Here is a 12,186-nt window from a genome sequence, read left to right on the forward strand (position 1 = left end):
AAACCCAACAAGGAGTTTCGGATTCTTACACAGCCTGAGGATCGGTCAATGGATCCTTAACTGATCGGCATTAGCCATCAGGCCCCTTTTGTATGGATATCTTTGTGCATCAGCCGTGATGACGACGATCGTTGGCCTGGGCCAGCAGGGTGCGGCTCTCGCGCAGGAACTCCTCCGCCCGCTCGCCGAAAAAGCCGGAGACCTGGCTGAAGGCCTCGATGAAGCCCTCCCTGTCGCCCCGCTCCAGCAGGCCCAGCGCCTCGCCGAAGTTCTGGTAGTAGCGGCGGATCATCGCGAGGTTCTGGGGCGACGACAATATGATGTCGGCGTAGAGATGGGGATCCTGGGCAAACAGCCGTCCCACCATGGCCAGCTCCAGCCGGTAGATGGGAGAGCTTAAGGCAAGCAGACGGTCGATGTTGGCCTGCTCCCGGGAGAGGTGCCAGCCGTAGGCGAAGGTAGCAAAGTGGCGCAGCGCCTGAATGAAGGTCATTGCCTCGTCGTGGGCCCTGGCCTCCACCTGCTGCAAACGCGCCCCCCAGATGGTCATCTGTTCCAGCAGCCACTCGCTGGCGACGGGATCGCGTCCCTGACAGCAGACGATCACCTGCTTGGCGAGGCTCGCCACGTCCGGCCCGAACATGGGGTGCAGCCCCAGCACCGGCCCCTGGTGTACCGCCAGCATATGGGCAAGCGGTTCACTCTTGACGCTGGTCACGTCCACCAGCAGAGAGTCCGCCGGCAGGTTGCCGAGCCGGTCGATCACCTGGCAGGTGACGTCGATGGGCACCGCCACCATCACCAGCCCGGCGCCGTGCAGGATCTCGTCGGCGCGTGGCCAATCGGCCTGCCCCAGGGTTTCAACCCGGTAGCCCGAGAGGCTGAACAGGTTGCCGAACAGGCGGCCAAGCTGCCCCTGGCCACCGATGATCACCACCTTGCCGAGCTCAGGCTTCATGCACTTGAAGTGGTGCTCCTTGTCGCTGGCGGACTCCAGAATATAGGACTCGCGCATCACCCGGCGCAGCACGTCCTCGATAAGGTCCCCCGGCACCCCCAGTACCTCGGCCTCGGCGCGGCGGCGGGCCAGCATGCTCGCCTCCCGATCCGGTGCATAGATGGGCAAGCCGTGCCGGCTTTTCACTTCCCCCACTTCCCCCACCAGGGCGAGACGAGCGGCCAGCAGATCAATCAGCTGCTTGTCCACCGCATCTATCTTGTCCCTGAGGGCATTCAACTCTTTCGCCATGTCCAGTCCCTGCTGGCGCCGCCCGCAGCGACGCCCTGTCATTCAAGAGGCAACAAGGTATCACTGCGTGGGCAGTGATACCTCGATGGTTCAATCAGTTGCAACAAGATACCACGGCTTATGCCGATGTTCTGGCCAAAAGTGGTGCCGCCAGCTGGCTGTGGCAGCGGGCCAGCAGCGCATCCGTGGTCTCCCAGTCGATGCAGGCATCGGTGATGGAGACGCCGTAGCGCATCTCGCACTTGGGCTGCTCGCTGGACTGGTTGCCTTCGAACAGGTTGGATTCGAGCATCACCCCGATGATGGAGCGGTTGCCCTCCTGGATCTGGTGAATGACGTTTTCGGCCACCTTGGGCTGCAGCCGGTGATCCTTGCTGGAGTTGCCGTGGCTGCAATCCACCACCAGACCGGGCAGCAGGCCCGCCTTCTCCAGCGCCTCTTCCGCCAGCGACACATTGACCGAGTCGTAGTTCGGGTGCTTGCCGCCACGCAGGATCACATGACCGTCCGGGTTGCCCTGGGTCTGCAGCAGCGCGACCTGACCCTGCTGGTTGATCCCCATGAAGGCGTGGGGGCTGGAGGCGGCCTGCAGCGCATTGATGGCGGTGCCCAGGTTGCCGTCGGTGCCGTTCTTGAAGCCGACCGGCATGGAGAGGCCGGACGCCATCTCCCTGTGGGTCTGGGATTCGGTGGTGCGGGCACCGATGGCCGACCAGGAGAAGAGCTCCGCCAGGTATTGCGGGCTGATGGGGTCGAGCGCCTCGGTCGCCAGCGGCAACTCCAGCTCAGCCAGCCAGCAGAGCAGCTCGCGGGCGCGGTGCAGACCCAGCTCCACGTCGAAGGTGCCGTCCAGGTTCGGATCGTTGATAAAGCCCTTCCAGCCGACCGTGGTGCGCGGCTTCTCAAAGTAGACCCGCATGACAATGTAGAGAGAGTCCTGATAGGCGTCATGCAGCGCTTTGAGTCTGGTTGCGTACTCTTTGGCGGCGTCCATGTCGTGGATGGAGCAGGGACCACAGATCACCAGCAGGCGGTGATCGCGACGGTGGATGATGTCGGCGATGGTATTGCGGGCCCCTTGCACGAATGCCAGCGCGCGATCGGAGATGGGCAGTTTCTCCTTGAGCTGGGCAGGCGTGATCATCACTTGTTCGGACTGGATATGGATGTTGTTCAGGGGATCTCTTTGCATCTTCTCATTCTCTCTACTGTTTCAAGCCAAGGGCGCTGATCGTTCACTTTTGTTTACACAAGTCAGCACTTTGTTACGCAACCGCCCCCACCTTACCAAGGAAAAACAAACAATCAAGTGAAACTAGCGTCTTCACACGCTGACAGATGGATAAATGACCAAGAAAGCAGAGTGAAGCAACTCAAAAGTAGCGACTCGCAAGGCCAGAACAGCCCCAAATCGTAAACATTTTATTACACCCATCCATTTCAATATCATCTCTCTGCCCCCTCTCATGACCCCTTATCCGGCCCCTCATCCCGGCGATAATGCCGGGCACAAAAAAGCGGGGCACCTGGCCCCGCTTGCATTCCCGTGTTGCTCTTCTTTTATTATTTGCCGTGGGCCTTGATAGCCTCGACCGCCTTGTCGGGGAAGTCGCTGAATACCCCGTCCACATCGGCCTGGTAGAGGAAGATGTTGAGCAGGTCGGTGAAGTCTTTCGCATAGGCCGGGATCTGCCCCTCATCCTGACGGAAGGTATAAGGATGCACCTTGAGGCCGGCCGCATGGGCCTCTTTCACCATGCCGGTGAAGACCGGCTTGCCGGGAGTGCCCGGCTCGGTCACCACCATGGGTTTCCAGGGACCTATCCCCTCGGCATAGGTGGCGATGGTCTTCATGGCCCCCGGCTTGAACATCCAGTCATAGCTGTAGGGGGTCGCCTTGCCCTTGGCGTCATAGACCATGGTCTCGTTCCAGTCGGTCTCGGCCATCAGCTGCACCAACTTCAAGTCCATACCCATGGCGGGCATCAGTTCGCTGTTGATGCGCTTGAGCTCGTTGGCATCGAAACACTGCAGATAGACCTTGTCGCTCTTGCTGGTGTAGCCGTACTCCTTCAGTACCTTGAGCACCGCCCTGGAGATGTCCTTGCCCTCGTGGCGGAACAGCCAGGGAGCTTTTATCTCCGGGTAGATGCCGATGTGCTTGCCGGTGCTCTTGTTGAGCCCCTGGATCATCTCGATCTCTTCCTGGAAGGTGTGGATCCTGAAGCTGGACTTCCACAGCGGGAAGCGCGCCGGATAGACCAGCACCTGCTTGCCGTCCACCAGCTGGAACGGCTCGGTCATGCGCAGGGAGCGCACCTCGTCCAGGGTGAAATCCACCACATAGTAGCGACCGTCCGGGCGGGCCCGGCCGGGGAAGCGCTCGGCCACGTCCGTGATGCCATCAAGGAAGTGATCGTGCATCACCACCAGCTGGTCATCCTTGGTCATCACCAGGTCCTGCTCCAGATAGTCGGCGCCCATGCCATAGGCCAGGGCCTTGGATTCCAGGGTGTGTTCCGGCAGGTAACCGGAGGCACCCCGGTGGGCGATCACGATTTTGCCTTCGTCGGCCGCCAGTGCGGGCAGCGCCAGGGCAGCCCCGAGGCCAAGGGCTATCAGGGTACGGTGAGGTTGCTTCATCAAGAGATCTCGTTGTTATGGTGTGTAGGATGCAGGTAATTGTTATAGCAGGGGTTTATTGCAGTTTGACGGCGGGCGGCAAAGGCCGCCCGCCATGGGTCATCAGCAGGCTTCGGGCAGGGCGTGGTGGTGCTCGAGCAGCCAGGCACCGAGCTGCTGCTGTTCGGATTCAGACAGGCGCAGCCCCAGCTTGCTGCGGCGCCACAGAATGTCTTCCAGGCTGCAGGCCCATTCGCGCGCGATAAGGTAACGCACTTCAGATTCATACAGCCCGGCACCAAAGTGCTGGCCGCGCTCCTCCTTCAGCCAGAGGCGGGCATGAGCGCCATAGGATTCGGCGATGCGCAGGGCGCTGCGATCGTCGAGCCAGCCGAATTCCAGCGCAAAGGCACGCGCCAGTTCACGCACCGAGCAGTCGAACTCGCCACCGGGCAGCCGGCAGGAGGCGGTCCAGTCCTCTCCCATCTGGCTGAACCAGGGCTTGAGCTTGTTGCAGGCGGCCTGGGCCAGCTTGCGGTAGGTGGTGAGCTTGCCGCCAAACACCGACAACAGCGGCGCGCCGTCGGATTCACCACTGAGCTCGAGCGTGTAGTCCCGGGTCACCGCCTGGGGTGAATCGGACTCGTCGTCACACAGGGGGCGCACCCCGGCATAGGTCCACACCACGTCTGCCGGGCTTATCTGCCTGGTGAAGTGGGCATTGACCACCTTGCACAGGTAGTTGATCTCGGCATCGCTGATCTTGGCTTCGCGCGGGCTGCCCTTGTGCTCCACGTCCGTGGTGCCGATGAGGGAATAGTCCTGCTGGTAGGGGATGACGAAGACGATGCGGTTGTCCTCGTTTTGCAGGATGTAAGCCTCTTCGCGCTCATGGATGCGCGGCACTATCATGTGGCTCCCCTTGATGAGGCGAATGCCGCGGGGGGATTTCTCGCTCAGGCTCTCGTCATAGAAGGTCTTGACCCAGGGGCCCGCCGCATTGACCAGACCACGGCAGCTGACGGTGAACTGCTCGCCCCCTTCCCGCTCCAGCGTCAGGGTCCAGTGCTTGGATCCGCGCACTGCCTTGACGCAGCGGGTACGGGTCTGGACATCGGCGCCCTTGTCCCGCGCCAGCATGGCATTGAGCACCACCAGCCGGGCGTCATCGACCCAGGCGTCCGAGTATTCAAAGCCCTTGTTGATGCCGCTCTTGAGGCCGTCCTGCGGCAGGAAGCGCAGTCCGCAGCTCCCCTTGAGCTTGTCCCGCTTGGCCAGGTTGTCATAAAGGAAGAGACCGGCGCGGATCATCCAGGCCGGACGCAGGTGCGGGCGATGAGGCAGACGAAAACGCATGGGACGGGCTATGTGGGGAGCCATACCGAGCAGGACCTCCCGCTCCGCCAGCGCCTCTTTCACCAGCCGGAATTCGTAATGTTCGAGATAGCGCAGGCCGCCGTGGATCAGCTTGCTGGAGTTGGACGAGGTGGCAGAGGCGAGATCGCTCGCCTCGAACAGCGCCACCTTCAGCCCCCGCCCCGCCGCATCTGCCGCGATGCCGACCCCGTTGATGCCGCCGCCGACGACGACCAGATCATAATGTTCGCTCATGTTCACCTACTTTCTTATTTTGTGTTTGCCATGACAGCAATGTTTGATTTCGCTCATATTAGAACATGAAAAACCAATAAACGAACATTTCGTGAGAGAAATGTGATCGCGATTGTTTTCACAATGCTAAAAATGCTGCCAGTCGGTGACGGCCTGGCAAGGCTACGGCATGTCGGAAACAACCATTTCGGGCAGGGAGGAGAACAAAGAGTGCCGGATGGGGGTGCCCATGGGGCAAGGTGATGAAGGCGATGGCGTGAATTCCTCGCAGGCGCCTAGCGTCGGTGCAAACCTGGCGCCCGAGTGCGGGGGCAACATCAGGGGTCAAAGAAGGTGTGTCAGCGCCAGGAACTGGCCGCTTAGGCGCCGCAAGGGAGACGCCGCAGGCCGGGAGGGGGCAGGAAAAAAGCGGCCGCCCCGAGGCGGCCTGATGCCTGTGCGGGGAAGCTCAGCAGATATGGCAGGCGATCTGATGCTGGGACATCAGTCGCATCAGCTTCTCCGGCGGCTCCTGATCCGTGAACAGGGCGTGGATCTGGCTGAGGTTGCCGAGGTTGACCATGGCGTTGCGGCCAAACTTGGTGTGGTCGGCGGCCAGGAACACCTGGCGGGAGTGGGCGATGATGGCCTGGGCGATCTTCACCTCGTGATAGTCGAAATCGAGCAGGGAGCCGTCGCTGTCGATGCCCGAGATGCCGATGACGCCGTAGTCCATGCGAAACTGGCCGATGAAGTCGCGGGTCGCCTCCCCGACAATGCCGCCATCCCGGTTGCGAATTTCGCCGCCGGCGATGATGACGGTGAAGTCATCCTTGGCGGTCAGGATGCTGGCGACGTTCAGGTTGTTGGTGACCACGCGCAGCTCCCGGTGGTCGAGCAGGGCACGGGCGATGGCCTCGGTGGTGGTGCCGATGTCGATAAAGAGCGACGAGCCGTCGGGGATGTTGGCGGCCACTTCCCGGGCGATGCGCTCCTTCTCCTTGAGCTGCATCACCTTGCGGGCACTGTAGGCGGTGTTGACGGTGCTCGAATGCAGTGAGGCCCCGCCGTGATGGCGCCGGATCTTGTTCTGTTCGGCGAGATCGTTGAGATCCCGGCGAATGGTCTGGGGGCTGACGTCAAAATGGGTCACCAGATCGTCGGTCGAGACGAAACCCTGCCGGGTCAGGACGTCCAGGATCTCCAGATGTCGTTGGGTTTGCTTCACGCTTGCACTCCGCAGATGAGACGAAAAAAGGCCCCGGCAGGTGCGGGGCCTTTGGCAGTGTACCTGATCCCTTTTCCAATCGATAAGGGCAGGATCACGTTTTATGCCTGATGGGCAGCCGCCTTGGCGGCAATCGACTCGTTCTCGTGCTTGAGGGTCATGGCCAGCAGGATGATGGAGAGCACGCAGGAGACGGTGAGCACCATGAAGCCGCCGTCCCAGCCGAAGTGGTCAACGGTATAGCCCAGCATGGCGTTGGCCGCGACCGCGCCACCCAGATAACCGAACAGGCCGGTGAAGCCCGCCGCGGTACCGGCCGCCTTCTTGGGCGTCAGCTCCAGTGCGTAGAGGCCGATCAGCATGACGGGGCCATAGATGAGGAAGCCGATGGCGACCAGGGCCATCATGTCGATGGTCGGGTTGCCCGCCGGGTTGAACCAGTAGACCAGCACGGAAAGGGTCACCAGCACCATGAACAGGATGCCTGCCGGGGCGCGGCGGCCCTTGAACATCTTGTCGGAGATCCAGCCGCACAGCAGGGTGCCCGGGATCCCCGCCCACTCATAGAGGAAATAGGCCCAGGAGGAGTGATCCACGCTGAAGTCCTTGGCCTCTTTCAGATAGGTGGGCGCCCAGTCCAGCACGCCGTAACGGATGAGGTAGACGAAGGCGTTGGCGATGGCGATGTACCAGAGCAGCTTGTTGTGCAGCACATACTTCATGAAGATCTCCTTGGCGGAGAACTCCTGCTCGTGGCTTTCGTTGTAATCCTTCGGGTAGTCGTTCTTGTACTCCTCGATGGGGGGCAGACCGACCGATTGCGGGGTATCGCGCATCACGAAGAAGGCGATCACCGCGATGGCCGCCGCCGCCGCCGCAGGCACATAGAAGGCGCTGCGCCAGTCGTTGAACCAGCCCATGCCGAGGATGAACAGGGGGCCTATCATGCCGCCGCCCACGTTGTGGGCCACGTTCCAGACCGAGACGATCTCACCCCGCTCCTTCTGCGACCACCAGTGCACCATGGTGCGACCGCAGGGGGGCCAGCCCATGCCCTGTGCCCAGCCGTTCAGGAACAGGAGCACGAACATGATGCCAATGCTGGAGGTAGCCCAGTGCATGGTCCCCATCATGAACATGATGCCTGCCGAGAGCAGCAGACCGGCGGAGAGGAAGTAGCGCGCGTTGGATCTGTCCGACACGTTCCCCATCAGGAATTTGGAGAGACCGTAGGCGATGGAGACGCCGGAGAGGGCCAGACCCAGATCCCCGCGGGAGAAGCCCTGCTCGATGAGGTAGGGCATCGCCAGACTGAAGTTTTTCCGTACCAGGTAGTAACCCGCATACCCGAAGAATATCCCGAAGAACACCTGCCAACGCATGCGTTTGTAGAAGGGATCCACCTTGTCGGCCGGCAGCCGGTCGATATGGGGTGCAGGCCTGAAGAGACTAAGCATGTTCTGCTTCCTTTTATTGTTGTTCTGGGCGGTTGAGGACGCCCCGCTCATGCCGGCGATCAGACGCGTCTTGATTCGCAAGCGAGCCTATCGCGCTCATTTGTGAACATTTAATCTGTGATGAGCGCTAAATTATTGCAGTTTTATTACAAAAATTGTGACGCTGTGAGTGAACGCGCATCCAGGGTCAGCCCACGCATGGCGTGGCTTTTGGCTACTCACTAAGGAGTAATATGGCCGACAACTGTTGCTTTTCGTCACATTTTCTTAGCAATGAATGGGATCTTGCCCACATTTCCGGTGGCGGGGGGATGGTGAATTGACGCAGAAGGTTTATTTTCTCTCTCGTCCAAGAACGAGCGCAAACGAGCATAACGTTTGCGCAAGCTCAAAAAACAAGAAGAAACGTTTTCGGGCGCAATGAATGGGAATGAAAGATAACAAAACGGAACATCAAACCTACTGTGGGTGGATATAAGGAATAACAACTATGAGCATACAAAGACCCAATACCCTGCTTGGCGAGTGCCTCGCCGAGTTTATCGGCACCGGCCTGCTGATCTTCTTCGGCGTCGGCTGCGTGGCCGCCCTGGTGCTGGCTGGCGCCAACTTCGGGCAATGGGAAATCTCCATTACCTGGGGCCTGGGTGTCGCCATCGCCATCTATGTCACCGGTGGCATCTCCGGTGCCCACCTCAACCCTGCCGTGACCCTGGCACTGATGACCTTCTGCGGCTTTGACAAGCGCAAGGTGGTGCCCTTCATCATCGCCCAGATAGCCGGGGCATTCGCCTCCGCCGCCCTGGTCTACGCCCTCTACAGCAACCTGTTCACCCAGTGGGAGCTGACCCACAACGTGGTGCGCGGCAGCGTCGAGAGCCTCGGCACCGCAGGCATCTTCTCCACCTACCCCAATGCCCTGCTCTCCAACATGCAGGCTTTCGCGGTCGAGATGGTGATCACCGCCGTCCTGATGCTGGGCATCATGGCACTGGGTGACAACAACAACGGCGCCCCCAAAGGCTTCGCCGCCGCCCTGCTCATCGGCATCCTGATCGCGGTGATCGGCGCCTCCCTCGGCCCCTTGACCGGCTTTGCCATGAACCCGGCCCGTGATTTCGGCCCCAAACTGTTCGCCTTCGTGGCTGGCTGGGGTGACGTGGCCCTGACCGGTGGTCGTGACAACCCCTACTTCTGGGTCCCTATCCTTGGCCCCATCGTCGGCGCCCAGATCGGTACCGCCCTGTATGTGAAAGTGCTGGCTCCCTGCGTCCCGGGCAACCGCGTCGCCACCGAAGAAGCCTCCAAGCTGTCTAACAAAGAAGAGGCCGCCGCCTGAGAGCGGCCCTCCCCAACGTGTAACAACGTGGAAAAATAAAAACGTGGAGAACATCATGTCTGCTGAAAAGAAATTTGTCGTTGCGCTGGACCAGGGCACCACCTCCTCCCGTGCCATTGTCTTCGATCAGGACGCCAACATCGTCGCGACCTCCCAGCGCGAATTCACCCAGCACTACCCGAAAGCGGGCTGGGTCGAGCACGACCCCATGGAGATCTGGGCGACCCAGTCCTCCGTCTTCACCGAAGTGCTGGCCAAGAGCGGCCTGCACAGCGAGCAGATCGCCGCCATCGGCATCACCAACCAGCGTGAAACCACCGTCGTCTGGGAAAAGGCCACCGGAAAGCCCATCTACAACGCCATCGTCTGGCAGTGCCGCCGCACCGCGGCCATCTGCGAAGAGCTCAAGGCCCGGGGCCTGGAAGAGTACGTTCGCGAAAACACCGGCCTGGTGCTGGATGCCTACTTCTCCGGTACCAAGGTGAAGTGGATCCTGGACAACGTGGAAGGGGCCCGGGAGAAGGCAATGAACGGCGAGTTGCTGTTCGGCACCATCGACACCTGGCTGGTGTGGAAGATGACCAACGGCGAGGTGCACGTCACCGACCCGACCAACGCCTCACGCACCATGCTCTACAACATCCGCGACCTGAAGTGGGATGAGCGCATGCTGGACGAGCTGGGCATCCCCGCCTCCATGCTGCCGCAAGTCAAACCCTCCTCCGAGGTCTATGGCTACACCACCCGTGGCGGCGGTGCCCGCATCCCCATCGCCGGTATCGCCGGTGACCAGCAGTCCGCCCTGTTCGGCCAGCTCTGCTTCGAAAAAGGGATGGCCAAGAACACCTACGGTACCGGCTGCTTCATGCTGATGAACACCGGCACCGAGCCGGTTCGCTCCAGCAACGGCCTGCTGACCACGGTCGCCATCGGCCCGAAAGGGGAAGTGAACTACGCACTGGAAGGGGCGGTCTTCATGGGCGGCGCCACCATCCAGTGGCTGCGCGATGAGCTCAAGATCATCCACGACGCCCGCGATACCGACTACTTCGCGAGCAAGGTGGGCGACACCAACGGCGTCTACCTGGTGCCGGCCTTCGTGGGCCTGGGCGCCCCCTACTGGGATCCGTATGCTCGCGGCACCATGGTCGGCCTGACCCGTGGCGCCAACCGCAACCACATCATCCGTGCGGCGCTCGAATCCATCGCCTACCAGAGCCGCGACGTGCTGGATGCCATGCAGCAGGACTCCGGCATCAAGCTGGCAGCCCTGAAGGTGGATGGCGGCGCCGTGGCCAACGACTTCCTGATGCAGTTCCAGGCTGACATGATGCACACCCCTGTGGTGCGTCCGACCCGTATCGAGACCACCGCCATGGGCGCCGCCTTCCTGGCCGGCCTCGCCGTGGGCTTCTGGAAGAGCTCCGAAGAGCTGGAAGACAAGTTCAGCGTGGACCGCGAGTTCATTCCGCAGATGGACCGCGACGATCGCGCCAAGCGCTACAGCGGCTGGAAGAAGGCGGTGGAACGCTCACGCCGCTGGGCCGAAGAGGAGTGATGGGGTAACCGACGCATCCTTGAGATGAAAAAAGCAAAGAGGCCGACAGCGATGTCGGCCTCTTTATATTGGCGCTAGCAAGCCCCTCGGCCCCCTCCCCTTGAGGAGTGGGAATGATGGCCCCTCCTCCTCGTGGAGGGGAAGGGCGGGAGGGGATTGGCCCTGTCGGAACACGCCTAGAGCGCGTGGTTGCCGAGCTGCTCTTTCAGGAAATCGAGCCAGACCCGCTGCCGGATGTCCCGCTGGGCATCGGAGTAGAAGACCGCATGGATGGGGCGCGAGGCGCCGCTGTTGCTGCGGGCCAGCACCTCCACCAGCGCCCCGCTCGCCCTGTCATCCCCCGTCATGAAGTCCGACAGGCAGACGATCCCCTGCCCCGCCAGCGCCAGCTGACGCAAGGTTTCCCCGCTGCTGGCCCGCAGGGTCGGGGTGATGGCGAACCTGTCCCCCTGCTCCTCGCTCAATAGGGGCCAATGATTGAGGTGATCGGGGTGCAAAAAACCAAGCAGCTCGTGGCCAGCCAGCAAGTCAGCCGGCTGGCGCGGGGTACCGCGTGCCTTCAGATAGTCGGGGGAGGCCAGCAGCCGCAGCCGCGAGCGGCCCAGCGGCAGGGCCCGCAGGGAGGAGTCCGTCAGCTCGCCGATGCGAATGGCCATGTCCACCCGCCGCTCCATCAGGTTGATGAAGCCCTCGGAGCTGTGCAGTTGCAGCTCGATGGCGGGGTAGCGGCGGCGAAACTCGCCGATGATGGGCACCAATCTATGCAGGATGAAGGGGGTGGCGGCGTCCACCCGCAATATGCCCTCCGGCTGCTCCCGGCGCATCAGCAACAATCCTTCTGCCTCACTCATCTCGGTCAGGATCTTCACCGCTCGCTGATAGAACCAGCTCCCCTCCTCGGTCAGGCTGACCCGCCTCGTGGTGCGGTTGAGGAGCACGGTGGCGAGCTTCTCTTCGAGGCGCTTGATGCCGCGGCTCACCACGGAATTGTCCATGCCGAGATTCTCCGCCGCCTGGCGAAAGCTGCCCGCCTCCACCACCGCCACAAACAGGGTCAATTCATCGGATTGACATCCTCCCCCACCTTAGCGCTTCGCGTCACAGGAGGGGGATCCCCATTACTGGGTGATAGCTGCTCGCGCA

Annotated in this window: 9 protein-coding genes; 2 read left to right on the forward strand and 7 right to left on the reverse strand. The window is 61.6% G+C overall.

Annotated features, from left to right (window positions below; genetic code table 11):
• Window positions 1-109 precede the first annotated feature (109 nt).
• The 6 genes from tyrA to glpT form a co-directional block, all read right to left on the reverse strand.
• Entirely contained in the window at window positions 110-1,249 is a 1,140-nt protein-coding gene (gene tyrA / locus OKB81_RS16090; protein ID WP_270698317.1) for a bifunctional chorismate mutase/prephenate dehydrogenase, read from the reverse strand.
• A gap of 118 nt (window positions 1,250-1,367) precedes the next feature.
• Window positions 1,368-2,441 (reverse strand): 3-deoxy-7-phosphoheptulonate synthase, encoded by a 1,074-nt coding sequence (locus tag OKB81_RS16095; protein ID WP_160838730.1) that lies wholly within the window; start codon window positions 2,439-2,441, stop codon window positions 1,368-1,370.
• Between the two features lie 371 nt (window positions 2,442-2,812).
• A complete protein-coding gene (glpQ, locus tag OKB81_RS16100; protein ID WP_160838732.1) occupies window positions 2,813-3,892 on the reverse strand; it encodes a glycerophosphodiester phosphodiesterase in 1,080 nt (359 codons plus the stop codon).
• Between the two features lie 102 nt (window positions 3,893-3,994).
• Window positions 3,995-5,482, reverse strand: a complete 1,488-nt coding sequence (gene glpD, locus OKB81_RS16105; protein ID WP_043155281.1) for a glycerol-3-phosphate dehydrogenase — start codon at window positions 5,480-5,482, stop codon at window positions 3,995-3,997.
• A 448-nt stretch (window positions 5,483-5,930) separates the two neighbouring features.
• Window positions 5,931-6,689 (reverse strand): DeoR/GlpR family transcriptional regulator, encoded by a 759-nt coding sequence (locus OKB81_RS16110; RefSeq protein ID WP_043155278.1) that lies wholly within the window; start codon window positions 6,687-6,689, stop codon window positions 5,931-5,933.
• 101 nt (window positions 6,690-6,790) lie between these two features.
• The gene (gene glpT / locus OKB81_RS16115; protein WP_270805315.1) at window positions 6,791-8,146 is read right to left on the reverse strand and encodes a glycerol-3-phosphate transporter; all 1,356 of its coding nucleotides are present in this window, start codon (window positions 8,144-8,146) and stop codon (window positions 6,791-6,793) included.
• Between the two features lie 490 nt (window positions 8,147-8,636).
• Between glpT and OKB81_RS16120 the strand changes: the two genes are divergently transcribed.
• Entirely contained in the window at window positions 8,637-9,485 is an 849-nt protein-coding gene (locus OKB81_RS16120) for an MIP/aquaporin family protein (protein WP_042880435.1), read from the forward strand.
• A gap of 55 nt (window positions 9,486-9,540) precedes the next feature.
• Window positions 9,541-11,043 (forward strand): glycerol kinase GlpK, encoded by a 1,503-nt coding sequence (gene glpK, locus OKB81_RS16125; RefSeq protein WP_010674229.1) that lies wholly within the window; start codon window positions 9,541-9,543, stop codon window positions 11,041-11,043.
• Window positions 11,044-11,219: 176 nt separating this feature from the next.
• Here glpK and OKB81_RS16130 read toward each other — a convergent pair whose 3' ends face one another.
• A complete protein-coding gene (locus OKB81_RS16130; protein ID WP_160838736.1) occupies window positions 11,220-12,101 on the reverse strand; it encodes a LysR family transcriptional regulator in 882 nt (293 codons plus the stop codon).
• Window positions 12,102-12,186: the final 85 nt, after the last annotated feature.

Origin of the sequence: Aeromonas sp. QDB56, from assembly GCF_027705505.1 — a bacterium.
Taxonomy (GTDB): Bacteria; Pseudomonadota; Gammaproteobacteria; order Enterobacterales; family Aeromonadaceae; genus Aeromonas; species Aeromonas caviae.

Coding starts and splice junctions, on each gene's coding strand:
- OKB81_RS16095 (WP_160838730.1), bottom strand. CDS start 2,441: ATGCAAAGAGATCCCCTGAACAACATCCATATCCAGTCCGAACAAGTG.
- OKB81_RS16120 (WP_042880435.1), top strand. CDS start 8,637: ATGAGCATACAAAGACCCAATACCCTGCTTGGCGAGTGCCTCGCCGAG.
- glpT (WP_270805315.1), bottom strand. CDS start 8,146: ATGCTTAGTCTCTTCAGGCCTGCACCCCATATCGACCGGCTGCCGGCC.
- glpD (WP_043155281.1), bottom strand. CDS start 5,482: ATGAGCGAACATTATGATCTGGTCGTCGTCGGCGGCGGCATCAACGGG.
- glpK (WP_010674229.1), top strand. CDS start 9,541: ATGTCTGCTGAAAAGAAATTTGTCGTTGCGCTGGACCAGGGCACCACC.
- tyrA (WP_270698317.1), bottom strand. CDS start 1,249: ATGGCGAAAGAGTTGAATGCCCTCAGGGACAAGATAGATGCGGTGGAC.
- glpQ (WP_160838732.1), bottom strand. CDS start 3,892: ATGAAGCAACCTCACCGTACCCTGATAGCCCTTGGCCTCGGGGCTGCC.